The sequence below is a fragment of the Vibrio sp. 1CM7H genome (genome assembly GCF_023161645.1).
GTDB classification, from domain to species: domain Bacteria; phylum Pseudomonadota; class Gammaproteobacteria; order Enterobacterales; family Vibrionaceae; genus Vibrio; species Vibrio diabolicus.
On sequence record NZ_JALNTV010000001.1, the window covers coordinates 1,407,999 to 1,433,822 of the forward strand.

21 protein-coding genes are annotated in these 25,824 nt (G+C 45.2%); 10 read left to right on the top strand and 11 right to left on the bottom strand.

Features of this window, described 5'->3' with window-relative positions:
* Positions 1-2: 2 nt before the first annotated feature.
* The 3 genes from MSG33_RS06160 to MSG33_RS06170 all read right to left on the bottom strand — a co-directional run bounded on the left by MSG33_RS06160 (position 3) and on the right by MSG33_RS06170 (position 5,809).
* Complete coding sequence (locus MSG33_RS06160; RefSeq protein ID WP_248380271.1) at positions 3-2,141, bottom strand: TonB-dependent hemoglobin/transferrin/lactoferrin family receptor; 2,139 nt, start codon at positions 2,139-2,141, stop codon at positions 3-5.
* A complete protein-coding gene (locus MSG33_RS06165) occupies positions 2,142-4,139 on the bottom strand; it encodes a prolyl oligopeptidase family serine peptidase (protein ID WP_248380273.1) in 1,998 nt (665 codons plus the stop codon). It lies immediately after the preceding gene.
* 326 nt (positions 4,140-4,465) lie between these two features.
* A complete protein-coding gene (locus MSG33_RS06170) occupies positions 4,466-5,809 on the bottom strand; it encodes a DEAD/DEAH box helicase (RefSeq protein ID WP_047009779.1) in 1,344 nt (447 codons plus the stop codon).
* A 552-nt stretch (positions 5,810-6,361) separates the two neighbouring features.
* Here MSG33_RS06170 and MSG33_RS06175 point away from each other — a divergent pair.
* Positions 6,362-6,616 (top strand): Lpp/OprI family alanine-zipper lipoprotein, encoded by a 255-nt coding sequence (locus MSG33_RS06175; RefSeq protein ID WP_005375145.1) that lies wholly within the window; start codon positions 6,362-6,364, stop codon positions 6,614-6,616.
* Positions 6,617-6,642: 26 nt separating this feature from the next.
* Here the strand turns inward: MSG33_RS06175 and MSG33_RS06180 are convergent, their stop codons facing one another.
* Genes MSG33_RS06180 through MSG33_RS06195 form a run of 4 tightly spaced genes read right to left on the bottom strand, consistent with a single transcriptional unit; the run spans position 6,643 to position 10,754 of the window.
* Complete coding sequence (locus MSG33_RS06180; RefSeq protein ID WP_005394922.1) at positions 6,643-7,569, bottom strand: L,D-transpeptidase family protein; 927 nt, start codon at positions 7,567-7,569, stop codon at positions 6,643-6,645.
* A gap of 6 nt (positions 7,570-7,575) precedes the next feature.
* On the bottom strand, positions 7,576-8,991 hold the full coding sequence (gene phrB / locus MSG33_RS06185; RefSeq protein WP_248380275.1) for a deoxyribodipyrimidine photo-lyase: 1,416 nt from the start codon (positions 8,989-8,991) through the stop codon (positions 7,576-7,578).
* Positions 8,992-9,010: 19 nt separating this feature from the next.
* Positions 9,011-9,814: a MerR family transcriptional regulator gene (locus MSG33_RS06190; protein ID WP_047009571.1), complete on the bottom strand. Its 804-nt coding sequence runs from the start codon at positions 9,812-9,814 to the stop codon at positions 9,011-9,013.
* Positions 9,804-10,754, bottom strand: coding sequence for a DUF523 and DUF1722 domain-containing protein (locus MSG33_RS06195; protein WP_046875782.1), 951 nt, complete (start codon positions 10,752-10,754; stop codon positions 9,804-9,806). The genes MSG33_RS06190 and MSG33_RS06195 overlap by 11 nt, the downstream gene beginning before the upstream one ends.
* Before the next feature lie 397 nt (positions 10,755-11,151).
* Between MSG33_RS06195 and deoD the strand changes: the two genes are divergently transcribed.
* The 9 genes from deoD to MSG33_RS06240 all read left to right on the top strand — a co-directional run bounded on the left by deoD (position 11,152) and on the right by MSG33_RS06240 (position 21,887).
* Complete coding sequence (gene deoD / locus MSG33_RS06200; protein ID WP_005394915.1) at positions 11,152-11,862, top strand: purine-nucleoside phosphorylase; 711 nt, start codon at positions 11,152-11,154, stop codon at positions 11,860-11,862.
* A 71-nt stretch (positions 11,863-11,933) separates the two neighbouring features.
* Positions 11,934-13,403, top strand: a complete 1,470-nt coding sequence (locus tag MSG33_RS06205; protein WP_248380277.1) for a lactate dehydrogenase — start codon at positions 11,934-11,936, stop codon at positions 13,401-13,403.
* A 160-nt stretch (positions 13,404-13,563) separates the two neighbouring features.
* Positions 13,564-15,048, top strand: a complete 1,485-nt coding sequence (locus tag MSG33_RS06210) for a hypothetical protein (RefSeq protein WP_164665883.1) — start codon at positions 13,564-13,566, stop codon at positions 15,046-15,048.
* Positions 15,032-16,615, top strand: a complete 1,584-nt coding sequence (locus MSG33_RS06215; protein ID WP_248380287.1) for a diguanylate cyclase — start codon at positions 15,032-15,034, stop codon at positions 16,613-16,615. The genes MSG33_RS06210 and MSG33_RS06215 overlap by 17 nt, the downstream gene beginning before the upstream one ends.
* A 293-nt stretch (positions 16,616-16,908) precedes the next feature.
* A complete protein-coding gene (locus tag MSG33_RS06220; RefSeq protein ID WP_006741936.1) occupies positions 16,909-17,289 on the top strand; it encodes a DUF3302 domain-containing protein in 381 nt (126 codons plus the stop codon).
* A complete protein-coding gene (locus MSG33_RS06225; RefSeq protein ID WP_005394904.1) occupies positions 17,289-18,419 on the top strand; it encodes an HlyD family secretion protein in 1,131 nt (376 codons plus the stop codon). Before MSG33_RS06220 ends, MSG33_RS06225 begins: the two co-directional genes overlap by 1 nt.
* Before the next feature lie 337 nt (positions 18,420-18,756).
* Positions 18,757-19,305, top strand: coding sequence for an ECF-type riboflavin transporter substrate-binding protein (locus MSG33_RS06230; RefSeq protein WP_005375133.1), 549 nt, complete (start codon positions 18,757-18,759; stop codon positions 19,303-19,305).
* A gap of 6 nt (positions 19,306-19,311) precedes the next feature.
* Entirely contained in the window at positions 19,312-21,051 is a 1,740-nt protein-coding gene (locus MSG33_RS06235; protein ID WP_248380289.1) for a DUF3744 domain-containing protein, read from the top strand.
* Positions 21,048-21,887 (top strand): energy-coupling factor transporter transmembrane component T, encoded by an 840-nt coding sequence (locus tag MSG33_RS06240; protein WP_248380291.1) that lies wholly within the window; start codon positions 21,048-21,050, stop codon positions 21,885-21,887. The genes MSG33_RS06235 and MSG33_RS06240 overlap by 4 nt, the downstream gene beginning before the upstream one ends.
* 124 nt (positions 21,888-22,011) lie before the next feature.
* On the opposite strand, the gene MSG33_RS06245 is transcribed toward MSG33_RS06240, so the two are convergent.
* The 4 genes from MSG33_RS06245 to napG all read right to left on the bottom strand — a co-directional run bounded on the left by MSG33_RS06245 (position 22,012) and on the right by napG (position 25,504).
* Positions 22,012-22,323 (bottom strand): YrhK family protein, encoded by a 312-nt coding sequence (locus MSG33_RS06245; protein WP_043884592.1) that lies wholly within the window; start codon positions 22,321-22,323, stop codon positions 22,012-22,014.
* 171 nt (positions 22,324-22,494) lie between these two features.
* Complete coding sequence (locus tag MSG33_RS06250) at positions 22,495-23,676, bottom strand: MFS transporter (RefSeq protein WP_005394895.1); 1,182 nt, start codon at positions 23,674-23,676, stop codon at positions 22,495-22,497.
* Between the two features lie 203 nt (positions 23,677-23,879).
* Positions 23,880-24,734: a quinol dehydrogenase ferredoxin subunit NapH gene (napH, locus tag MSG33_RS06255; RefSeq protein ID WP_248380293.1), complete on the bottom strand. Its 855-nt coding sequence runs from the start codon at positions 24,732-24,734 to the stop codon at positions 23,880-23,882.
* Complete coding sequence (gene napG, locus MSG33_RS06260; RefSeq protein WP_248380294.1) at positions 24,734-25,504, bottom strand: ferredoxin-type protein NapG; 771 nt, start codon at positions 25,502-25,504, stop codon at positions 24,734-24,736. The genes napH and napG overlap by 1 nt, the downstream gene beginning before the upstream one ends.
* Positions 25,505-25,824 lie beyond the last annotated feature (320 nt).

Below are 25,824 nucleotides of genomic sequence, written 5' to 3' on the forward strand. Positions count from 1 at the left end.
TACTAAAAGATGTACTTCGCGTTAACCGTAAAGTAACGACCTGGTTCCGTTGAGTAGCGTTTGCTCTCATCCGCTATGCCAGCAACGTCTTGGTAGCGAATGTATTCTTTGTCGAACAGGTTGATGATGGTCGCACTCAAACGAAAATCTTTGGTGATTTGGTAACTTGCCCCCAAATCGAGCGTGTTCCATGAATCTGTTTGTGCGCACTCGGTCTTTTGTCCAAGTGACGTTTGGCAACTCGGCACACGATCCATCGAACCAGCCCAGTTCCACGTCGCGAACGCATTAAAGTCTTGCTGCTGATAGTTCAGCCCAACATTGCCCTCGAAAGGTGTGATGCTACGAACGTACTCGCCTTCGGCGTCCTTTCCGTCCACATAACCAAGCTTGGTACTTAGCTTCCAAGACGATGTGAAAGCATACGCACCAGAAAGCTCGGCGCCGTAGGTTTCAACGCCGTGTAAGTTTTGGTATTGCTTGATGTAGTTACCGAAGTTATCTTGCCCTGTGGTAACAACATCAATGAAGTTTTGGAACTTGTTGTAAAACGCAGAAACGTAAAGTTGCGCGCGGCCATTATCGAATTTGTTACCGATTTCAAAGGAGTCCGAAGTTTCAGCCTCTAGGTCCATGTTCGGTGCAATGACAAACGGCGTTAGCGGCACAAAGTCATGGTTTACGAAGCCATACGCTTTGTCGTATTCCGGAGCACGATAACCGTGGTTATAAGATACATAAGCGATGTTATTGGCAAACACTTCACGAGAAATCGATAGGCTTGGAGATACCTCTGAGCTATCCATGTCTTTTAATGGGAAACCGCCCACTTCACCCTCACCGTCCGGTGTTAGACGATGCGCATCAAAGCGCAGGCCGCCTGTAATGGTCCATTTATCCAGCTCCACCATGTCTCGAACGTACAGACCAATGTTATAAGCACGAGCAGGAGCGAAAGGTTGTTTGGTCGAAGGCGTTACCCCGTTCCAATCAATCTTGGAATCGCTATCTGTGCGTTCATAATAGTCAGTAGAAAGCTCGATACCGTAAGCCAATTGGTGCTCAGCATTTGCAGCATAAATCGTATTGGTGAAATCACCACGGAAGCCAATTGTTTCGTCAATGAAGGTTTTATGTTCTAGCTCGCGACGTCTAACAGTCAAACCATTGTGGTCAACTTGTCTCATTAAACGATTCGTGTCTTCCACCACTTCGGTGTGGCGCCAGTAGACCTTTGTATCTAACTCTTCGAACCAAGTTGGATTAATCGGTGTAACCTCTGCACCAATATAAGCGCTGTACTCTTTTGTCGATTCATCTTCTGCGAAGTCTTCGATATGCCATTTGCCATCCTTCTGTATAGATGGCGAACCTTCCAGGCGTTGTTGGTCTTGCCGATAAAGTTCGGCACGCGCTTTGACCATCACTTCATCATTGAAGAAATGATTGATGGCGTATGACGCGCTGTAACCATCCAAATCGCGGTTGTACAAATCTTGGCTGAAGTTACGCGTCTCTTCACCTTGCCAATACGCCGCGTTGACTAAGCTTTCCGTGTCGCCAGAACGAAATGCCAGATTGCTCGCGCCTTTGTATTTATTGCTGATCCCCGTGTACGTGCCCGTGGCATCAACATAAAAGTCACGATCTTTTAAAAACTCGCCAGGCTGTTTGGATTTTAGAATCACAGCGCCACCGATAGCACCAGAACCTAAGACTGATGAGCTCGCCCCTTTCACTACTTCTAATGATTCAAGATTAGAAAGATCAAACGTATCGCGGCCCACTTTGTCATTGCTATCATTCGCACCAAAACCGTCTGCTGAGCGAATACCGTCACGAATGATCATAATGCGGTTACCCGTCATGCCTCGAATCGTGATGTTTTGTGGACGCCCAGCGCCGCCCGACACACTTACCCCAGGTTCATGACGCAGCGCATCATAAAGCTCTGTTTCGCCCTTTTGTTCAATCTCTTCGCTAGTGACAACTGCGACGCTGCCTGCTAGTTCAGACATTGGTTGTTCAATCCGATTCGCCGTCACCACGACCTCTTCCATAGAGAAAACGTCAGATTTGGCGTGCACTTGGCTGGCAGCTAGTACCGAAAGTACTGCCGCTGACACTGGGGTAAGCTTCATTTACTGCTCCGCTTTAGATGTTTTAATTAGTGATAAAAGAAAGGCGTATTCTTTTGCTTGTTGTTCTTGCGCTTGTCGTGGGTCCATTTGGTGGCCCGAATTAAAATCGGTCTGCAACAAGTACGGCCCGTCGCGCTCACTTAGCGCGGAAACCTTGGCGAGATACTTGGCACCTTCCCAGTAAGGCACGCGCTGATCGATCAAACCGACTTGAACCAGCATGGGTGGGTAAGCGTCTTTATGAATGTTGAGAATTGGATCGTACGCTTTCATTAGCGCCAGTTGCTCAGATTTGGTTGGGTTACCCCATTCGCCATACTGCTGTGTGGTCAGCGGAAGTGAGGTATCCGACATGCTTGCTACCACATCAACAAAAGGTACTTTAAGCACGACACCTGAAAACAATTTAGGGTCTTGATTAACCGCTCCTGCGACCAACGTGCCACCAGCACTTGAGCCGATGGCAAAAATCTCTCTATTGCCGCGTTCAAACGTTTGCATCGCCTTAGCGGCCGCGACAAAATCACCAATAGAATTGGCTTTGCGCACACCACGGCCCTGCTCGTGCCACTCATCGCCAAAGTACCCACCGCCGCGAACATGGGCGATAGCGTAAATCACGCCTTGGTCGAGCAAGCTTATGACTTGAGGCATAAAGTACGGTTTCATCGTAAAACCATATGCGCCATAGCCGTAAATCATCACTGGTGATTGCGCGTGTAATTTGTCTTTGCGATACGCCAAAGAGACCGGGACAGAAACACCATCGTGCTTGATAAAAATGCGTTGGGAGACATAACGTTGACTATCAAAATCTTGGTAAGCATCTTGAGAATACAAGGTTTTAGTCAGCGTTTTTACATCGAACTCTTCCCACTGAGGAGGCGTAGTCATCGACATGCTTCGTATACGAATCTTGTTTGATTCAAAATCGCCCAACGTGCTCAACCAAGCGACATTGCCATCCTGTTCCAATGGCAGTATCACTTTTTCCTGACCTTGGTATGAATACACCGTCAATGTCGCTACGTTGTTCGGCTTACTGAGTGCCACAACTCCTGCATCATAAAGGTAGAACTGGTCAAGCGGTTCACGAGGGGTAGTAAAGCGTTGCCATGTTGCGCTAAGAGGTGCTAGATCGGTTTGATAAAGTGCAAATGTACCTTCAAGGTTGCTGTTGATGTAAACGCGCCCTTTCGCCACATCCGCGTAATATTCCACGCCCGCTTCCGGCACTCTCAGTGAATCGCTTACGGTGCCCGTTTCTAGATCAACAAGCTTCTGCTCTGTGGTTGACTCGTTGTTGCTTTGCAGCACCACGTAACGGCTATCTGCCGCACGGTAGAAAGAAAGTAACCAATCTGATTTGTATTCGTGCCATACAACTGTTTTAGCCAAAGATTCAGTGGAGATGCGTAGGATCTGATGAGGTCGCTGTGTACGCATTTCCTTCGAAACGAGGTAAGCCATCTTACCATCAGGTGAAAGCAATACACCGCTATCGACGTGCGTTGCCAGCTCCGTAGATTGGCCAGAGAGTAAATCAACAACCACGGCGCGATATTGCTCGCTGCCATCAATATCTTCAGTAAAAAGCAACGTGTCTCCGCTTACTTGCCACTGCCCTACTTGATAATACGGATATGCAGATTGACGTTCAGAGAAATCAAATACTGTGTTCTCTTGTGCATACTGGTTCGAACGTGATAGCAACACATAACCACCGTCACGACGCGTTAACGTCCATTCGCGTCCATTTACGATCGACCATGGTTTATCACCTTTATCTGCCACCATGGCTTCCCACTGCGCGAGAAGATCTTGCGTCAACGTCTGATATTTTTTTTGATGCTGTTCAGTCTTACGGTTCTGCTCTGTTAGGTAGGTAAGAACTCGCTCATCTTTACGAGCGTCATCTCGCAACCAATTAAAGTCATTAACGGCAAAGCAAGAACTAGAGGTAATTATGAGCCCTAAAAAAACATGAGTAAATTTCATATAGAGAGCAAATTCATTTATAGGATTAATACAATGGCGCGTATTCTGCCCTTAAATAAAAATGAGATCAATTATCATTTTCATAATCATGTAAAATTTTTATCTAGTATGTGAGGAAAAACGTTTGCTTGGACCGAGGTGATAAAACTTAATACCTCTCTAAATTAGCGATCTATGCTGTTTATATAAAACCAGATAAATATAAAAGCCTAGCAAACACGTTAGTACAGAAAGACATCATTTCGCCTGGAGATAAGCATAAAAAAACCCGAGTGCGAACACTCGGGTTTTGAAAAACTAAAATCAGTTGAAAACTGGAGCGACTTTTACTCTTCAGAGTTTGGTGCCGCTGGCTTTTTCTTCGGGATGAACACATCATCACCCACTGATACGTTTTTGTAGAAACTCTTGTCACGTTTAACAGGTTTCTTAGCCGACTTCTTCGCTTGAGGGCGTGATTTCTTCGCTGTCGCTTTCTTGTTACGGAAATCTGGCTTAGGTGGCTTCAGGCCTTTGAACTTACCTTTCAGATCTTCGAATACTGAAAACTCAAGATCTTGTTGTAGGTAAGCTTCTACACGTTTAAAGCTATCCCAGTCTTTTGGACCAACAAGAGAAATCGCATCCCCCTTGTTACCAGCACGGCCCGTACGGCCAACACGGTGTACATATTCTTCAGTATGCTTTGGCATATCGAAGTTAATGACGTGTGTCACTGTCGCAATATCCAAGCCACGAGAAGCAACATCTGTTGTCACTAGGATCTTGAATACCGCTCGCTCAAACTGGCTCATGATCGTATTGCGTTGAGTCTGGTTCAAGTTACCACTCAATGCAACGGCCTTCAGTTTCTTCTCGTTTAGCTTCGCTGTTAGGCGCTCAGTATCATCGCGCGTCGCCGTGAAGATGATAACTTGACGATATTCTGCTTCTGAAAGTACGCGATCTAGAATCGCCTCTTTATGATCAAGATGATCACACAAGTAGAATTTTTGCGTGATATCTTTGTGCTCTTCGTTAGAAACACCGATAGCAATACGTTTCGGAGCATTGAGCATTTCAGCCGCAATGTCATTTACGTCGGCGTGATCCAACGTTGCAGAGAACATTAATGTTTGACGGCGACGATGCTTAGCTGCTTTATGGATACGACGAAGCTCTGGTGCAAAGCCCAAATCCAGCATACGGTCTGCTTCATCAAGGATCAGCGTTTCCAAACCTTCAAGGTAAAGCGAGCGGTGCTCTAAGTGGTCAGCCAGACGTCCTGGTGTCGCCACGATGAATTTCGGGTAACGGCGCAGTGCTTTCACTTGATCATTAAAGTTCTCACCACCCAAAATCAATGCAGCTTCATAAGATAGGCCAGCAAGCATAGAGCGAAGCTCACCATACACTTGTTTCGCTAGCTCACGAGTGGGAGCAAGAATAACTGCGCGAGGGTCTTTGGCAGAAAACGATTTTGTCTTTAAAGACTTGTGAAGCATTGGTAATACAAACGCCAAAGTCTTGCCCGAACCCGTTTTCGAAGATGCCAATAAATCCTTGCCTGCAATCGCAACAGGAATAGCCTGCTTTTGAATGTCAGTTGGTTTTTTAAAATCGTAGTGTTTTAGGTTCTTCAACAATCGGTTGTCTAGGCCTAGATCTTTAAATTGCAAAGTATTCTCCAATAAATCAGTCAGCGTCTGAGCGCTCTGTAATGTCGTTTCCGCTCTAACGCAGCAAAAAAATAAAGCTCGGTATAATACCGCAAATCATAGGAGTATAGATAGAGATCACACAAACTAATTCCCACAGATGAAAACAAAACATCATTTGCGGCTCAATTAAGAACAAACCCTCGCTTTATTGGTCAGCTGCTTGGCTTAAGATTTAGAGAAAATCGAGCTCAAGGTGTGCCTCTCGTTCTCCAATAAAATTGCGCAAATGGCAGTTATTTGCGCCGAGAAACTTTCATTTGTGTCAATATCGTCTAAATTATTGATATCAGGAACGTGGCAAAAACACCTGCTATGAGAACTGTTGTGGGAATAAGGGAGATGATAATTCACTCACCTTTGTTAAGCTCAGGTAAAAGTTGACGTCAGGTACTCCATGAAATTCTTGGGTTTTTTTGACTTTTGCTACATCATGTACTGATAAAATGTATCCACATTTAACCTCGCTACTGTATAAAATAATAGTTGGTAGCGAGACTTTCACTATAAGCAAGGAGTTCTTATATGAACAAAACGTTGATCGCAGCTGCAGCAACTTCAGTACTTCTACTAGCAGGTTGTGCTTCTTCTGATGACGCAGCAACAGCAAATGCAGCAAAACTAGACGAACTAAGCAACCAAGTTAGCCAACTAAGCCAAGACGTACAAGCTCTTCAATCTGACGTTCAAAAATCAGGTGCAGCAGCAATGGCTGCTCAAGAAGAAGCTGAGCGTGCTAACGAGCGTATCGATAACATCGCTCAGTCTTACACTAAGTAAGATTTGATACCGCGTCTTAACGCCTGTTAAGGCGCGGTTATTTCGACAGGAACCCCATTCTGTGCGGCAATCGCTGCTTTAGCCTTCACATTTTTCAGTCCGAACTCATCCAGCCACCACTTTAACTCTTTTGGTACCTGTAGGTGATCTTTCTCACCATTGCTGCGAGTCAATGGCTCATGAGCCTCTAAAAATACACTTCTGTCCGGCTCTAGTGATACTTTCACTGGTTGGTTAATGATATTCACTTCTTCACCGTTACGAACTTTTTCAAACAACCATTCAATGTCGCTTGGATCCATACGAATGCAACCTGCACTCACGCGCATGCCGATGCCGAAATCTTTGTTGGTACCGTGAATAAGATACTCGCCATTTCCGTAGGCTAAACGCAATGCAAACATGCCCAGCGGGTTGTCTGGACCGGCAGGTACAACGGTTGGCAAGTCAATGCCCTTCGCTTTGTACTCGGCACGAATCGAGGCTGGCGGCGTCCACGTAGGGTTTGGACGCTTTTGACTAATACGCGTTGTCATCACCGGGGTGTCTCGCCCAATTCGCCCGATTCCCACGGGGAATACATGCACAATATCTTCCCCTTTCGGGAAGTAGTATAAGCGCAATTCCGCTAAATTGATGACAATGCCTTTGTGGGGTACATCTGGGAGGATCAGTTGTGTTGGAATAGTAAGAACATGTCCCTCTTCTGGCAAGAAGGGATCCACGCCTTTATTTGCCGCCATTAAACCTAGCATCCCGACATCGTAGTGCTTGGCAATATTTGCCATGGTTTCGCCTTCTTGCACGACGTGGTTTTCAAGGCGACCAATTAAACGACTGCCATCCTCTGGTAGCTCGTACATTTTAGCGAATGACAAACCACTCGCTAAAGATAACGATACAGATAACAGCGTACGTTTTGCGAAACTCATTGATCGCTTTTTGCTAAGCATTTCACTTTATTCCTTGGCACTTTTAAAGAGCCGTAAGGTTATCTCTCTTTCTGTCTTGTGATCAACCATCGGCTTGTGATATTCCAGTAAAGAAAATCCCTCCCAAGTCCAAGGTTTATGGATGTAGTTGTTTGGCACACTTTTGATTTCAGGCACCCAGTGGCGCACGAATTGGCCATCAGAATCAAACTTCTCACCTTGGCTTATCGGGTTGAAAATACGGAAGTACGGCTGCCCATCACAACCCGTCGATGCAGACCACTGCCAACCACCATTGTTTGCTGCGAAATCGCCGTCCACCAGCTTACTCATGAAGTACGCTTCGCCCCAACGCCAGTCAATGTGTAAATCCTTGGTGAGAAAGCTCGCGACAACCATACGAAGCCTGTTATGCATCCAGCCTGTTTGGTTGAGCTGACGCATTGCTGCATCGACGATCGGGTACCCTGTCGCTCCAGCCTTCCATCGCTCAAAAGCCTGCTCATCATAAGACCACTGAATTTTATCCTCCCAGTCGATAAAGCCTTTGCCTTTAACGAGCTTTGGTTCGAAAACCAACAGATGCTGATAAAACTCACGCCAAATGATCTCACTCAACCAAGTTGCTTTTCCTTCTGTTAGGTCATTTTGTTGGTTTTCAGCATACAAGCGAGCAATACATTGCCTTGGTGACAACGCACCAATCGCAAGATAGGGAGACAGTTGACTGGTGCCATCAATAGCCGGAAAATCTCGATCTTCCTTGTAAGCATCACTGCGCTCACGAGCAAATTCCCTAAGCTGCTTTAAAACATCATTGGTCGAAGTAAACCAATTCTCGCTGGACTCTCGAGGATAGCTAAACGTGAAGTCTGAACTAAATCGAATCGGCTCTAATTGTTCCAATATTTTGCTGCTTAGCGGCGCTTGTTCTTGAGGCTTTGTTACCGTTGGCATTTGAAACTGCGTCAACCAAGCACGTTTGAATGGTGTAAATACCTTAAAATACTCACCTTGCTTATTGAGAACCGTCGTTGGTGGGTGCACACATTTGTCGTGAAACAGTTCAAAATCGATATCATGGGAAGCTAGCGCCTCACTCACTTGTGCATCGAGCTCTCGTTCATTTACTTCATAGTGAATATTCGCCATAACAGACGTTGCTTCAAGTGTTTTCGCCCATTCACTAATCACTTCGGTACAATCAGAAAACGACGGCACCTCTTTATATAAAAAAGGAACATTCAGGCTTTCCAACTCGTCGTTGAGATACTCTAAACGACGAGCAATGAGATCCGCCTGCATCGGCGCCATGTGGTGTTCTCGCCACTGCTCTGGCGTCGCGATAAAACAAGCGACAATAGGCTGACCTGAATCTAACGCCGCTTTAAGTGCGGTGTGGTCTAACGTTCGTAAATCACGTCGAAACCATACTAAGATCATGGTGTCTCCTTCGTTTCGTCTATTCTGTTAGGTGCAGTTTCTCAATCACTTCAGAACATCCAATACGTTCTCCAAAACGTGTTTGAAGCATTTTGATGGACTCCACTTGCTTAGCTGCCAGCGCTTTATTGGAAAACAGGTAAATGAGCGAGTAGCTATCAACAACTTCGTGCTCCAGTAAACCAGAGACATCATCAACTTTGTCGATCAACGTCGTGTGATACCCTTGCTCACACAACTTCGCCGCTTGAATCCAGCTCTCTGCTTCCCTATGTTGTTCAAAGCTGATAAGCAAGCACTTCCCTTTGGAAGCGGCTTTGTTTTCAGAGTCGATAACAAGGGCAAGACGAGTGATCAAACAAGTTTGAAATAACCCCATCTGCAACGATCTCAGCGATCCTTTGACCATCTCCAGCGCGTCAAATACAGGGTCAATAAACTGTTCAATAACCAAGTTCAATGGATATTCTTTGAGAACAGAAGCAAGTAAGCTCTCCGCTTTGCCTCGATTCAGTTTCGAAAGTGCTGATAACATGGTTTCTACTTCTTCGAGAGTACGAACTTCATTGTTGACTTCTACGTCTGCACTTTTTCCCAAAAGTCCCTTTACTTTACCGATTGCAATCCCCTTCGCGAGCCAACTCTGGACTTCACGAATCGTATCGAGATCTTGCTGTCGATAAAGTCTGTGCCCTTTTTCTGTTCGCTGAGGCTGGATCAAATTGTATCTTCTCTGCCAAGCTCTCAGCGTAACTGGCTTTACACCCGTGATTTCTGCGACGTCTCGGATCGCGTATAGTTTTTCTTCTGAACTACAAACCATAGCGTAATCTCATCTCCTGCGGATACGGTTCTAAAAACTTCTGTTTTGCTAAATACTCATCTGGGTAAGTGTTTAAGTAGTGTTTAATCAATGTCAACGGTGCTAATAATGGCAATGTACCAGTGCGGTAGTCATGAATTACTGTTGCTAATTCTTCTTTTTCGTCTTTAGTTAAAGCGCGTTTAAAATACCCTTGTAAATGCATTAGTACGTTAGTGTTGTTTTTTCGGCTAGCACGATTCGCAAGTGCCTTCATAAGACCTAAGCGATACTCTTGATAGAATTCTTCGATTTCATAGCTAGCGACATCGGCAACTAAACGACCAAGAGAGCGGTATGACTCAGGATGATGCGCCATCAAGGTCAACTTATAGCGCGAATGAAAATCGATAATTTTGCCTCGAGTTGGCTCTCCGTCCATCGAGTCATAAAAGTCGTTTAGGCAAAATACTCGGGTAATAAAGTTTTCTTTTAATACAGGATCGTTGAGTCGGCCATCCTCCTCGACGGGCAACCAAGGCATTTTTTTCATCAGCGTTTGTGTGTACAAGCCGACGCCTTCTTTCGCTGCGTTATTTTTGCTATAAACCTTGACGCGCTCCATACCGCAAGTTGGAGACTTGGCACAGACGATGTAACCGCAAAGTTGCTCGCTTTGTAGCTCCTCCACTTTGTTAGCAGAGTAAGCAAGCATATTATCGGTATGGTCATTTTCTGGATTTTTAGTTTCTACCAGCGCCACACGCTCTTCTTCGGAAATCAAACGAATTGTTGGTCGCGGCACTGGCATTCCGACGCCCACTTCGGGACATACCGAAACAAAGTCAAAATATGGGCTGAGCTCTTTAGTCACAAAGTTACTTACTTTATGACCAGAGTCAAAACGAACCCGTTCACCCAAAACACAAGAACTGATACCTACTTTGATTGAAGATTCCATGATGACGCATCCCTATACAAAATGTTTTGTTGTATAACTTATAGCAAGGCTTTTTAAATTGTACAAGAAAATAAACTGTACAATTTAATCGTTTTACTTTTCTCAAGAGCATTTCGATCAGCGCTTTCTCAAAAGTTTTTTATGTTCTCAATGTCCATTTTGTGCGCGCAATCGACAAATCGCTCAAAAGCGAATCGATTGCTCTTTTGCTTTCAACAGATTTAGTTATCAATGATGTTCATGGTTTCTAAAAGCGTGGTTTTTGTGACTAAGCTCTCAAGGGGCCACTGTACGTCCCGATATTATTGCTTCAACGAAAACGAACAAGTTCAACAGAATTGGTAATAGCGTTCTATACTAGAGGCGTTTTATCAAAACAAAACTTTGGAGAGCACTTATGGCAACCCCACACATCAATGCACAACCAGGTGATTTCGCTGAAACGGTTCTAATGCCAGGCGACCCTTTACGTGCTAAATACATCGCAGAAACGTTTCTTGAAGATGTGAAGCAAGTTTGTGACGTTCGTAACATGTTCGGCTTTACTGGCACTTACAAAGGCAAAAAAGTGTCTGTTATGGGTCACGGCATGGGTATCCCTTCTTGCTGTATCTACGTACACGAGCTAATCGCAGAATACGGTGTGAAAAACGTAATCCGTGTAGGTAGCTGTGGTGCGGTACGTGACGACGTTAACCTAATGGACGTTGTTATCGGTATGGGTGCTTCTACAGACTCTAAAGTAAACCGTATCCGTTTCAACAACCACGACTTCGCTGCAATCGCTGACTACGGCCTTCTAGAAGAAGCGGTAAACCAAGCGCGTGCTCAACAAGTACCAGTGAAAGTTGGTAACGTATTCTCTGCAGACCTGTTCTACACACCAGAAGCTGACATCTTCGAGAAGATGGAAAAACTAGGCATCCTAGGTGTAGACATGGAAGCGGCTGGTATCTACGGTGTTGCTGCAGACCTAGGTGCGAAGGCGTTAACTATCCTAACGGTTTCTGACCACATCATCCGTGGCGAAAAACTAAGCTCAGAAGAGCGTCAAAAATCGTTCAACGACATGATGAAAGTTGCGCTAGAAACCGCAATCAACATCTAAGAACAAGTAGTAAGTAATAATTTGCAGCCAGAGTTATTGCTGGCTGCCCGAATTATCCCGAGGGGGCGATTGTGTCTAACGGCGAACTGCCAAAAGACGCAGATGGGTTACAACTCAACTTTTGTAAAACATTGGCGTGTGACAACTTTGGATTGAGTGATGCAAAGCGTTACGTTCTGCAACATGCTAACCCTAAACGTCCGGCGATGGTATGCCGTGAATGTGGAGCTTTCCCCCCCTTACTTAACAATCGCGATGTAGTTAACGAACTTCATCGCCTGCGACACGTCCACAGTGACGGGTTGCCTGCGTGCCGCAATGATGATTGCGAGAACTTTGGACTATCCGTCCACACACATAAACACCTCTACCACGCTTTCGGTTACAGTGGTGATCGTCAACGTTACCGTTGTAAAGCGTGTCAAAGTACCTTTGTTGATAAATGGTCAGGCGCGAACAAAAAGCTACAATTCCAAGAGAATTTAATGGGCTTATTGTTTACTGGTTACTCTGTGCGCGAGATCTGCCGAAAACTCAGTATCAACCCGAAAACCTTTTACGACCATGTTGATCATATTGCGAGTCGCTGTCGCCGTAAATTAGCCACTATTGATGCTCGTTGGGTAAACCACGCAACGCACTATGAATTGGCCTCAAACTATGTTGCATTGCAGCCAAACAGCAATAATGGTGTCTACTGGATTGTTTCTGGTGAAGCCCACTCAGGCTATATTCTTTGTCAACATGTGAACTATTCTGCTGATGAAGAGCCAATCGCCACGCTAGACCATAACCCGTACGACCAGGTCTCTCGTTTTGTTTCCCAAGAGTACACAGCGGAAGCAAGTGAACCGCCAGCGGAACCTTCGAACCTCCTGCGGGAGCGTATTGACCAAAAATACCAAACCATTTTGGCTCGCGGTAACGTGGAAGATCCTCTTGGTAATCTTTCCGTATTCCATTACCCATCTAAAGGGGCATTAGTTCGTCCGCCTTACACATCATACGCTCATTACCTGCATGTACTTGATATGTGTTGCCCCAACAAACGTGTATCTCTATATATGCCTCAAGATCCCCTACTACGTTCGGCAGCACTGAGCGTTTGTTTGTCTCGAATTAAAGAGAAAAATGTCGACTTGATGTACGTAGAAGAAGACGCAAATTGGGACATGAGCACACCTTTTGGCAAGGTCGATATCGCCTATATGAGCTGGTGGCGAGATCGCTGGGCGATCTCCACTCAAGACGAAAGCCATAAAGGCATTTGCTACCTTGCAGGTGATAGAAATGAGCCCGAGAAATGGTTTAACGTTGCAACAACTCGCCATGTGCAGTTCTATCAAAATCGCTTCCAGATCCTTTTCGAAAGCTTCATTAACGAGCCACGTCGCAAATTACGACCTGCTGGAATTTTACCTCTTTTAGATATATTCAGAGCTTGGCATAATTTGTGCTATCAGGATAAGCAGGGTCTTACCGCCGCACAAAGGCTAGAAGTCACTGATGCTCCTTTGACCATCAAACAGCTCCTATCGTAACTATTGGCATTTAGATGTAGTAATTAGGGGCTGTGACAGTATACATTACGGCACCTAATCGTTTACCAAAGCGTTATCCGCATCGTTTTGGTAATAAAACATGCATCTAACCACTTAATATTAGGTGTGAATTCCAGTTCGATAGTCATGGATGTGAACGTTGGATAAAAACCAAATTCAGCTAGAAGATGAGCTCAAAAAGCTTAAAGGCCAAATAAAAACGGCCCCTGAACACACCTTCAGTATTGCGCAGCAATACCGTATCCGCGCGGAGCAAATTTTATTTGTGGATGGTGAAATCAGAGCATTGCTGATAATGGCGCAGTGCTGTTGGTGCCTAATGGATTACCGACAAGGCTTAAAGCTAGTCAAAGACGCCTACAGCAAGCAAACCCAACTTGAAACCGACGACCACCTGCCCGAAATTCTTCATTTGTTTGCTCTTCAATATTGGGGACAAGCAAAGTATTACTCAGCCCAACAATATTGGATTAATGCACTCGAACAATCCGCCCTCGTTGATGATATTGAAATTCAAATCGAATCTCTAATTGGGCTTGGCAACGTATGGCGCATCACAAATGAGCATCAACTTGCCGCTTCCACTCATGAGTTGGCCGTTAAAGTGGCAAACAACGTCCGTATTGCTTGGTTGGAAGGCAAAGCTCGTATCCTGTTGGCTTGGGACTATTACTTACTGAATAAATTTGTCGAAATGCTCACTGTGCTGGATGGTGCAACCGAAGTACTAAAAGATCATGATGACAGCACATGGCAAGCCGAGATCTGGGACTTTAAAGGCTTAGCGCTACTTGGGCTAGAACGCCTTGATGCCGCAGAAGAAGCCACACAAAAGGCCCATAAACTCGCTATTGAACATGATCTAATTTGGATGAAGGCACACTCGTTTATCAGCCGCGCAAGGCTCGAACTCTTGCGCAAAAATACGGATAGTGCAGCAAAGTTACTACTCGCAGCAGAAGAGTCCGCGCTTAGTTTTGACAACGGCGAGCTACTAAGTCAGATTTGCTTTCAGCAATCTCGAGTCGCTGAAGAGCAAGGTGATTTTGAATCAGCGTTTAACGCGTTTAAAAAATACCGTAAACATGCACTCAAAATGCTCAAAGAACAGACTCATCGAGTCAGTATGGATAAAGCACGCGGCTCCAAACGCCAGCTAGAGCAACGAGCGCGTAAGCTGATTAATCGTATCCGTTCCCAACATGAATATGACCCTGAAAAACAGTTTTCTAATGTTGTGTCCGAGACCTACTGGTGGGAACAGTTAGTTCTGTTTAAAACAGAGCTCAAACGCTCCAACCACGCGATCATTATGATTCAGCATGCAAACCCCGAATTTCTCGATGTTTGTACTGAGCTAGTTCATGCATTGACGACCTCAAATGATCTCATCTCACGAATTTCCAGTGACAGACTAGCTATGTTAATTGCAGAGAAAGGTCAAGCAGCAGAAGATGTCTATCGCACGGTTCAGGCAATGTTAGACATCTATCCATGGAAACGTCGCGGGCTAAAAGGTCCCAAACCGATACTGTATTTGCAAGATATCCTGACCTTCCCATTCACTTTAGAGCAACTCGAAGAAAGCTATATTGAGGTAATGAAGCATGGAACAACTGCTTAGCAAGGTCACTGACGCAGGCATCGATCCTTCTTCCGTCTCTGGTGAAGAAGCGATTACGCTGTGGGAGCACATCGGGTTACATATTGCATCCACGAACCGAGAAAAAGCACATTGCTATATCATTAGTGCCGAGTATCGACGAGAAATTAAACAGCTCAACGACAGCATCGAAGAACTACGACAAGCCCTTGAGTTGCTCGTTTTACCCGACGATGTAGAAGATATTCTGTCTGTAAAAGCAAGCTTGAGTGATCGTTTAGTAGAAGTAGGTGACTACAACGCGGCATTAACCGAGTATGTTGCTGCAACGAATATCGCCGTCGAATATGGCTATATTGATGAGTACGTACTGGCTATTATTGGAATGGGCAATTTGTGCGATGCCTATGGGGATCACCATCGCGCTTTGCGTTATTACCAAAAAATCGATGCGATCGATCACGCCATTAGCAGTCGCTCCCTACGTCTGCGCTACAAACTTTACATGCTTGCTTGTTACATCAGTTTGAACCGTACCGCAGATGCACAAGAATTATTGAGTGAGTGTGAAGAGCTAAGTATCCTCGTCAGTGATAAAAACCTTGCTGCGCAAATTCATCTCTACCGAGCCAAACTGCATCGTTTGCAAGAGGATTACCCTAACGCATTGCTTGCTATCACGAATGTTCAGTATACGACGGGCAGTGCTACCACGTACTGGTTGTCCACAATGGTCAAAATCGAGACCGCATATTGTCTAAACGGTGTCGGACACATCTCTTTAGCCAACTTAGTGTTGGACTCTATCGGTAAACGAATTCAGAAGCACTCTTCTCCTCTTGTCGCTCAGCATTTTTACAACGCAATGAGTCAAGTTTACGCTTCTCAAGGGTTATTTCAGAAAGCATTAAACTGTGAAAAAAAAGCGTTTCGCATTGAATCTGACCTTGTCAAACACATTCCAATTGGTGAATTGGGTTCTACTCAATTACGTCGACTTTCTCGTTTTGAGCTACAGCTCAAACTCATTTTGTCAGAACTTGAAAACAAAGAACTCAAGGAAACCACCAAACAACATAAGAATACGGTCGCTCAACTACAGCAAGATGTCTTTACTGACCCGCTAACCTCTTTGCACAACCGACGTTGGTTAGAAGTCAAACTCAAAGACCTGCTTTTGCACGATACTGAATTTGCGTTGATGGTCATCGATATTGACCACTTTAAGTCCATCAATGACGAGCTCAGTCACCTTGTTGGAGACAAAGCGATTAAACGTGTGTCTCAAGAATTAGCAGGATACTTCAAATTTAAAGGCGCTTCTTGCGTTCGCTTTGGCGGTGAAGAGTTTCTTGTCATTCTAGAGAATAGCAATCTAGAACGGGCAGAAATGCATGCCGAGAATTACCGCGAGCGCATTTATCAATATGGTTGGGACGATATTCTTGGCGAGCGGGGGTTGACCGTATCGATCGGGATTACCTTACATCGAGAAGGAGAGAATACCCAACGTACCTTCTACCGCGCCGACAAAGCCTTGTACCGCGCCAAAGCCAATGGCCGAAACCAAGTCTGTACCGAACTTTAAACCGTGCCCCAACCTTCACTTGGGGCATAACCGTGGCTTTTATTCTCTATTCCTTCCTTTATTACTACTTAGTTTGAATATAGTCGCCTTCACTTCTTATTCCTTCCTTTATTACTACTTAGTTTGAATATAGTCGCCTTCACTTCTTATTGTCCCCGAATAGCAATCGATACGGATATCGCATAAACATAATTCAAGTACAAAATAACTTGATTGAACGATAGTTAAGACAAATACTTAAACTGTTCATTTACGTAAGATTTTCCATTAGGTAACAAGCACAGGCAGGTAAGATGTTTCTAGACTATTTTGCACTTGGGTTACTCATCTTCGTTGCTTTGGTGATCTTCTATGGGATTATCGTTATTCACGATATTCCGTATGAAATTGCTAAAGAACGCGAACACCCTCATCAAGACGCAATTCATTACGCGGGCTGGGTTAGCCTTTTCACTTTACATGCACTGTGGCCATTTTTATGGATATGGGCAACATTGTGGCGCAAGGAGCGAGGCTGGGGCTTCAAACAACTTGAGCAAGAAACGCACGACATTCATCACCGTCTTGAAGAGCTCATCGACGAAGTCAACGAACTCAAAAACGAAGTATCGATGTTGAAACAACAAAAGATTCAGCAAAGGCCTTTGACTGAACAAAGTAAAGAGGACGAATAATGGATTTATTGCTGATTCTGACTTATACAGCCCTTTGTATCGCCATTTTTAAAGTCTTTAATATTCCTTTGAACAAATGGACTGTACCCACAGCCGTACTTGGCGGCGTAGTGTTAGTGGGCACACTCGTCCTTCTTATGAACTACAACCACCCATTTACTCAGTTAGGTAACCAAGTGTTCCCAACTACGCCTATCGTCTCTGGTGTACGTGGCCGCGTTGTGGAAGTGCCCGTTCAAGCGAACCAACCGCTCAAAACCGGCGATATTCTTTTCAAAATCGACCCTGTGCCTTTTGAAGCGGAAGTCGCACGCCTTGAAGCGAAAGTGAAAGAAGCAAGCCAAGGTGCGTTGGGTTTAGAGTCTGACTTGAGAGAAGCAGAAGCGGCAGTTTTGAAAGCGCAAGCCGATAGAGATAAAGCGCAAAGAGAATTTAGCCGATATCAAAGGGGCTTTGATCGCGGCGCGTTTACAGAACAAGATCTAGATACTCGACGCCAAGCGTACAAAGCGGCAGAAGCCATGCTAGACGTTGCCATTTTGCAGCAAGAGCAAGCACAAATCGCATTAGAGTCGGAAATCGGCGGTGAGAATACCCAAGTCGCGCAACTACTCGCTGAGCTACGTAAAGCAGAGTTCAACCTTGAGCAAACCGTCGTTCGTGCGCCAACCGATGGTTACGTTACGCAATTGGCTTTGCGCCCTGGTGTGATGGCTGTGCCGTTGCCGCTTGCCCCTGCAATGACCTTCGTTCATACCGAAGACATTACGTACACCGCGGCGTTCAGACAAAACTCGCTACAACGTTTGAAGGCAGGCTTTGAAGCGGAGTTTATGTTCCGTGCGATACCGGGCAAGGTATTCCGTGGCGAAGTCATCGACGTGATTCCAGCTATTGGTGAAAGCCAAATTCAAGCCAGAGGTGCTCTGCTTGGTACCGATGCCCTGCGCACAAGCGGACGTGTATTTGCGAAGCTGAAAATCACGGACGATTTGAGCGAATACCACCTACCAATGGGTACCGCAGTTGAAGTCGCCGTTTACTCAGACAGCTTTACTCACGTGTCAGTGATGCGCAAAGTGCTGATTCGCATGAAGAGCTGGCAGAACTATTTGTACCTAGACCATTAATGAACAGCTAGCTCATTCATTTATCGATGAAAATAGTATCAGAAAGTGTAATCGGGGGCTGACAATCAGCCTCCGATTTCATTCTAGCCATCCAGACAGATAGCATTCCCACTTTTATCAATATTCTGTATAATGCGCGCCTTATTTTTAATGCTTGCTAAAAAACAAAGCCAGTCAAAGGGATACGTGAATCAAATCACACATTTCCTGAAGAAAAATAGAGCAAACAATAAGCAACTTGGTTGTTTTATATATATGTTACACAATCAAATAACCAATGCTTTCCAACAATATAAATGAACGTTCTTTAAAATCGACCATTGAACTGAGGTTATCTATGAATCTTTCTGCTAAAACCGTTGTGGTTATTGCAATCGGTGCTGCTCTTTACGGCATCGGTGGCTTACCTATGTTTGGCATCCCTGTGTTTGCAAACACAACGCTAAAACCAGCCATGGCAGTATTAGCATTGTTCTCAGTACTATTTGGCCCACTTGTTGGCTTTTTGGTTGGTTTTATTGGCCACTGGGTCACTGACCTATTCGCAGGTTGGGGCGTATGGCTCACTTGGGTACTTGGTTCAGGTATTGTTGGTTTGATTATCGGTCTATTCCCTTCTCTAACGCGCTACCGTTTAGAGAAAGGCGATTTCAATATGAAAGACTTCGCGTTATTCGTAGTACTTGCGCTATTAGGCAACGTATTTGGTTACGGTTGCTCTGCGTTCCTCGACACGATTTTATACGCAGAACCGTTCACTAAAGTGTTTACCCAGCTTTCAATTATCGCGATCGGTAACACCATTCTTATTGCTATTGTTGGCTTCTTCATTCTTAAGTCTGTCGCTAAACGTAACAAGCAAAGCCGTAACTTAACAGAGGCTTAATGTCGAATGACAATCGAATTTTCTAACTTCTCTTTTAGATATGAGTCGCTGGACAAACCGACGCTAAAAAATATCAATCTAAGGATAGAGAAAGGAGAGAAAATCGTCATTATCGGTCCAAGTGGTAGTGGTAAATCTACCCTTGGGCAATGTCTTAACGGACTGCTCCCACACGCAATCAAAGGGGAAACCAGTGGAACACTGACCATCAATGGTCAAGACACCGCACCTTTCGACATGCACCAATACACTGAGCAAGTTGGCACCGTACTGCAAGATACGGACAGCCAATTTGTCGGCTTGAGCATTGGCGAAGACATCGCATTTGCGCTGGAAAACCAGCTAACTTCTAACATCGACATGTACCCATTGGTCAAAGCCACGGCCAAAATGGTCGACTTGGAACAGATGTTAGATCGCTCTCCCCACGATTTATCTGGCGGGCAGAAACAGCGTGTTTCTTTGGCGGGCATTCTCGTCGATGACGTCGATATCCTTTTGTTTGATGAACCACTAGCTGCGCTTGACCCTAAAACGGGTAAAAAAACCATCGAGATCATCGATGAGCTACACCGCGAAACAGGCAAAACCATCGTAATCATTGAGCATCGTCTTGAGGACGTTCTGCATCGCTCAGTTGACCGTATTATCTTGATGGAAAGCGGCGAAATCATTGCCGATACAACGCCAGATGAAATTTTAGCGTCGCCTCTGCTAGAAGATTACGGCATCCGCGAACCGCTTTATATTTCGGCTCTGAAAGAAGCAGGCTGCGCGATTGAGGGCGATGCAAAACCTTCTAGCTTAACTACCTTACCGTTGGAGCAATATAAACCAGCAGTACAAGCATGGTTTGATGGTTCAACAGCACAACCACCTAAAACGCCAGCCGAGACTTTGCTTGAAGTCCGTGGCCTTACCTATTCTTACGACGGTGAGAAAAACGCGTTAGAAGACGTGGGTTTTGACATCAAGCGTGGCGAGTTTGTCTCTGTACTTGGCAAAAATGGCTCGGGTAAATCGACCATCACCAAACTGATTATGGGCGTTATTGAAGCGGATAGCGGCTCAATGAGCATGAATGGTCAAGATCTTAACGAACTGACCATCTTCGAGCGCAGCCAGAAAGTGGGCGTGGTGATGCAAAACCCGAATCACATGATTTCCCATCACATGATTTTCGACGAAGTGGCCTTCGGCCTCCGTAATCGTGGCATTGAGGAGAAACAAATCGAAGCTAAAGTACTTGAAGTCCTTGAGCTGTGCGGTTTGAGCAAATACCGTCACTGGCCAATCGAAGCATTGAGCTACGGCCAGAAAAAGCGCGTGACCATTGCGTCAATTTTGGTCTTGGAACCAGAGCTTCTGATCCTTGATGAACCGACGGCAGGTCAGGACTACCGGAACTACACGTCTATGCTGAGTTTCATCGAAAAGCTCAATCGCGAGTTGGGCGTAACCGTTATGATCATATCTCATGACATGCATTTAGTGCTGGAATACACCACGCGCTCTATCGTGATTGCAGACAGTAAATTAGTCGCGGATGCACCAATGACGCAGGTATTCAGCAGTCCAGAGCTACTAGACCAAGCAAACCTCACCACAACAAGTCTGTTTGAGTTGGCTACGAAAGTTGGCATCGAAGACACCAATGGCTTTATGCAGCATTTTATCAATGTAGAAAAAGCGCACCGCCAACAAAAAAGCAGCGAAGTAAACCAACCAGAGAAAGCGGTGGCATGAAAGACAATAAGATGAAGTTTGGTATCAACTACATCGATACCCAATCGCCACTTCATAAGTTGAATGGCATTACTAAGTTCTTGCTTTTCATTGCTTGGGTAACGGTGGTGTTGACCACGTTTGACTTGCGAATCATTGCACTGTTGATCGTGCTTGGTTTGGGCTTATTGAAAATGACCAAAGTGCCATTTCATGTCTACAAACCACTTTTACTCGGTACAGGCACGGTATTGCTGATCAATGCCCTGTTTATGTTCGCGTTAGCGCCGCAACAAGGCACTGAGTTCATGGGCTCATCAACGGTTTTACTCCCGTTACCCGGTAATTACTCGCTCACTCAAGAGACGTTGTTTTACCTAGTAACAGTGACGTTGAAATACTTCAGCATGTTCCCAATCGCGTTAGTGTTTGTATTTACCACTCACCCGACGGAGTTTTCAGCCAGCTTGAACCGCTTGGGTGTGCCTTACAAAATTGCCTATGCCGTGAGCTTAACGCTGCGCTACTTGCCGGAAGTGAAAAAGGACTTTGTTAACATCATGCACGCGCAACAAGCACGCGGAGTAGAACTGAGTAAGAAGGCTCCGTTGTTCACTCGTATGAAGAACGTGGCGAAGATTCTTGGCCCTCTGATTTTCTCTAGTTTGGACAGAGCAGACCAAATCTCAAAAGCGATGACGCTACGTGGTTTTGGCCGTCACTCATCTCGCACCTGGTACAGCCTAAAACCCCTGACCAAAGCCGATATGATCTGCATGGCGGGGATTGCAGTGATAGTGATTGCTGCGATCAGCAAGCGTGTTATGGACACACAACTGTTCTGGTATCCGTTTTAAATTCTAAAGCTTCAAGCTGAACATAACGTGGTTAGTGTTGTGACCACGTTATCTTTTCCTATTTCTCCTCGATAACCCGCTCATTAGCCTCTTGCTTGCAGGTGCTCAAAATAGGCGTGTAATCTCAGCGGCTCGTTGATGTGCCAGAAAGTTGCTTATTTAAGCGACCAACATGAACTAAACTCATCAGTTTTATCAGGGGCTTAATGATCAACTGTGCGCTGCCTACGATGAACAGCCAAGTCCCGCTTTCAATCAACGAATCATTCAAAAAGAAAAAACTACCAATTAAAAACCAAATAGCTATGAGCAGATCGTTGGCAGCACCTAACGCCTCATAGCGACGTTGAATAACGACGTGACGGTTTCCTAGATCTAAATCCAACTCCCTGCCATGTACCTGCACTGTAAAACCCTCCTTAGTGTTTCGACTCATGTTGTATCCGAGTAATTTCAACATACTTAGGTATAAAACCCTAACGGACCCAATAGATATGTACAACCATAGAGGAAACAACATGAAGATAAAGAAAGGGGTGCCTAAGCACCCAAGTCAATAAAGCTATTAACAGTAATTAACTTCTATTACTAGATAGTAAGTACCAACTTAGCTCCACTTTAATAAGCGGGTCTCATTGCCCTCTTCTGGCTTCGCTGGAATATTGAGTGACAGCAGTAAGCTCACAGCCGCCATACCTGCACCGATGTAAAATACGCTAGCAGGAGAAACCAGCCAAATCACACCAAACGTAACGGGTATCACAACTGCCGCAATATGGTTAATAGTAAACGCAACCCCAGCGGTCGACGCCATATCGGCAGGATCGGCAATTTTTTGGAAGTAGGTTTTGATAGCAAGCGCTAGCGCGAAGAACAAATGGTCGACAACATACAATGCAGCAGCCCACTCCGCGGTTTGCACCAAACCATAACCGACGAATACGAAGATCAAACCGACGTACTCAAACATCAGCGCTTTACGCTCACCAACAACGCCGATGAAGCGGCCGATTCGCTTCGCAAACAAGAAGTTAAAGACATAGTTGATCAAAAACAGCAAGGTAATGTCTGCGGCAGAGTAGCCAAACTTCTCTACCATCAAGAAGCCAGCGAAAACCGTGAAAATCTGACGGCGAGCACCACTCATAAACGTGAGCGCATAGTACAACCAGTAACGTTTACGCAGAATGAGTTTCTTGTTTTGAGGCACTTTTGTTTTAAATTGAGGGAAAGCAAATGCCATCACCAAAATAAGCACAAAACCTAAACCACCTGCCATTAGATAGACCGTTTTAAAATCAAGTTTGAGCTGTTCGAGCGAAACCCAAATGGCGCCGTAGGTAAACAGAGAAGCCAAAGCCCCAACAGAAATAAATTTACCCAGCATTTCCGGGGCTTCTTCTTTCGATAGCCATTGTAAAGACAAAGACTGCTTTAGTGTTTCAAAGTAGTGGAAACCGGTGGACATTAACAAGGTGGTAAAAAGTAGACCGTACAAAGTGGGAAAATAACCTGTTAATGCCGTACCAAGCGTAAGCATCGCCAAAGAGACGAGCATAAAGCGTTGTTCACGGATAAAAAGTAAAACGAATACCGCAGTGAAAGCTAGAAAGCCAGGTACTTCCCTAACACTTTGAAGTAAACCGATATCAGCGCCATCAAAGTTCGCTTTCTCGATAACAAAGTTGTTCAACAACGCCATCCAAGTAGAAAAAGCAATGGGCACGATAATGGAAATTAACAGGAGGAAATTTTGCGGCGTTCTCCAGCCTTGCGATGAGGTAGTCATGATGTTTCCTTTAAATATGAAGGCATCATCATAGCTTCAAATGTAACAAATTCGCAATATCATTATTATTTTCAACCCAAACCAAGCAGATATTGCATAGGGATATTGTTATGAAGATAAACATCGCACTCAATTCCTTGGCTAAGCGCGATGTTGAAATATCGAGAGAAATAGGTAAAACGCCAGTGATGAGGCTCAGTAACTTAATCGATATTCTTTACTGTTAGACGATTCTTAAATTCAAACACATGTTCTGGACACACATCCAAACAGCGGCCACAACTTATGCAGTTTTGATCCATAACTCGACGATCTCCCTCTTTCAAAGGCTGCCGAAGCACTTCTGGTTCTGGGCAAACATAAAAGCAGTCCATGCATTTCGTACAATCCTCGCGGCGAACAGCGGTAACGCGCAACAGGCTTTTTCGGCCTATCACGCCATAGGTAGCTCCCAGTGGACATAAGTGCCCACACCACCCATGCTCAACCAAGAGTAAGTCCAGTACGAACACCAGTGCGATCAGCACCCAACCTGCGCCCATACCAAACACCAATCCGCGATGCAGTGCCGCCACTGGATCTAACCATGTCCAAAGAATCGCGCCAGACAGCGCGCTGCCCAACATCAAAACAGGGATCAGCCAATAGCGAATAGCAGGAGACCAACGATAGCTCGCTTTAATGTTGAACTTTCGGCGCAGCCACGCCGCTAAGTCCGTCACGATGTTCAACGGGCATACCCAAGCACAAAATGCGCGCGGTGCTAAAATCGCATAGAACACCACGACAATCACTACGCCTAACAACGCATTAAACTCCGGTATATGCCCTGTCGCCAAAGCTTGAAGCACAATTAACGGGTCACTTAAAGGGACCGTATCGAGCAACATACTCGATGAGAGGTTACCGGTTAGAACCCCTAATGTCGGCCCAGCCATAAACAGCGCAATGATGGTGAGCTGACATAGCCGACGTATAACCAGAAACCGATGCGCGCGCCACCAGCCAAGCTTTTCAACCGCTTCTTTGCCAGCATTTTGAGCTAAGTTCTTTGCCATTACTTACCTCCTTTTAGCGATTCAAGCGCACCTTCCGGTACAGGCGTCTCACTAGGGAGGATATTTTCGAGTGGTTTGTCGATCTCTTTCCAACCAAAATTGTAGTGACTGCCCACTTTGCCTTTCGCCAAATCCGTCGGGACGACCTTAATAGCAGCGACATCCAACACGCACGCTTGTTCGCACTTACCGCATCCGGTACACACTTCGGAATTCACTGTTGGGATAAGTTTGGCGTGATAACCGGTTCGGTCGTTGTGAACCATCTCTAACGTGATGGCTTCATCAATCAGCGGACAAACGCGATAACAAACGTCGCATCGTAATCCTTGCCAGTTAAGGCAAGTTTCATGGTCAATAAGAGCCGCTGTCCCCATGCGAGCATCATCAATATCGGTTAGTTTCGGATCCAGCGCCCCACTCGGGCAAGCGACAACACAAGGAATGTCTTCGCACATTTCGCAGGGAATATCGCGCGCAGTAAAGTAAGGAGAACCAGTGGCTACAGGAGAAAGTAATGTCGCGAGTTTCAATGTGTCGTAAGGGCATGCTTGAACACACAAGCCACATCGAATACAGGCTGATTCGAAATCGCCTTCTGGCAAAGCACCGGGTGGGCGAATAGGCACACCTTTCGTTTCTCGAGCTTGGCTTTGCAGCGATTGTAAGCCCAACACACACGCCGCTGCGCCAACGCCTGCCGCAGTTCGGACAGTATCACGCAAAAATCGACGCCGACTTTGCGATGTTTTAGACTGAGAGGATTTCATGCTATTTCCTCAACGAAACTCCTTTATCAAGTTAAGCATAAATAGCGCTAAACGTACCTCTTCCCCATACCTCATAAGAGGTAACTCCACCCTCAATTGATTCAAGTCAACTGATGTACAGTGCCGTCGTCACAGTTTGAATAATTCCATTTATTTCCTCCAACATGAAATTCACCACGATACTCTGCTTTGCACGCCATTTTCAGTACAATAATTCAACACCTTTGCAATCTATTCGCTAAATTCGAAGATAAATGACTACTAAAATTTAGAAAAACATCGCTATAACAAACTAATTTAAAAGGTGTTTATCTCTAAAA

Coding starts and splice junctions, on each gene's coding strand:
- MSG33_RS06160 (WP_248380271.1), bottom strand. CDS start 2,141: ATGAAGCTTACCCCAGTGTCAGCGGCAGTACTTTCGGTACTAGCTGCC.
- MSG33_RS06165 (WP_248380273.1), bottom strand. CDS start 4,139: ATGAAATTTACTCATGTTTTTTTAGGGCTCATAATTACCTCTAGTTCT.
- MSG33_RS06175 (WP_005375145.1), top strand. CDS start 6,362: ATGAACAAAACGTTGATCGCAGCTGCAGCAACTTCAGTACTTCTACTA.
- MSG33_RS06180 (WP_005394922.1), bottom strand. CDS start 7,569: ATGCTTAGCAAAAAGCGATCAATGAGTTTCGCAAAACGTACGCTGTTA.
- phrB (WP_248380275.1), bottom strand. CDS start 8,991: ATGATCTTAGTATGGTTTCGACGTGATTTACGAACGTTAGACCACACC.
- MSG33_RS06190 (WP_047009571.1), bottom strand. CDS start 9,814: ATGGTTTGTAGTTCAGAAGAAAAACTATACGCGATCCGAGACGTCGCA.
- MSG33_RS06195 (WP_046875782.1), bottom strand. CDS start 10,754: ATGGAATCTTCAATCAAAGTAGGTATCAGTTCTTGTGTTTTGGGTGAA.
- deoD (WP_005394915.1), top strand. CDS start 11,152: ATGGCAACCCCACACATCAATGCACAACCAGGTGATTTCGCTGAAACG.
- MSG33_RS06215 (WP_248380287.1), top strand. CDS start 15,032: ATGGAACAACTGCTTAGCAAGGTCACTGACGCAGGCATCGATCCTTCT.
- MSG33_RS06220 (WP_006741936.1), top strand. CDS start 16,909: ATGTTTCTAGACTATTTTGCACTTGGGTTACTCATCTTCGTTGCTTTG.
- MSG33_RS06225 (WP_005394904.1), top strand. CDS start 17,289: ATGGATTTATTGCTGATTCTGACTTATACAGCCCTTTGTATCGCCATT.
- MSG33_RS06230 (WP_005375133.1), top strand. CDS start 18,757: ATGAATCTTTCTGCTAAAACCGTTGTGGTTATTGCAATCGGTGCTGCT.
- MSG33_RS06235 (WP_248380289.1), top strand. CDS start 19,312: ATGACAATCGAATTTTCTAACTTCTCTTTTAGATATGAGTCGCTGGAC.
- MSG33_RS06240 (WP_248380291.1), top strand. CDS start 21,048: ATGAAAGACAATAAGATGAAGTTTGGTATCAACTACATCGATACCCAA.
- MSG33_RS06245 (WP_043884592.1), bottom strand. CDS start 22,323: ATGAGTCGAAACACTAAGGAGGGTTTTACAGTGCAGGTACATGGCAGG.
- MSG33_RS06250 (WP_005394895.1), bottom strand. CDS start 23,676: ATGACTACCTCATCGCAAGGCTGGAGAACGCCGCAAAATTTCCTCCTG.
- napH (WP_248380293.1), bottom strand. CDS start 24,734: ATGGCAAAGAACTTAGCTCAAAATGCTGGCAAAGAAGCGGTTGAAAAG.
- napG (WP_248380294.1), bottom strand. CDS start 25,504: ATGAAATCCTCTCAGTCTAAAACATCGCAAAGTCGGCGTCGATTTTTG.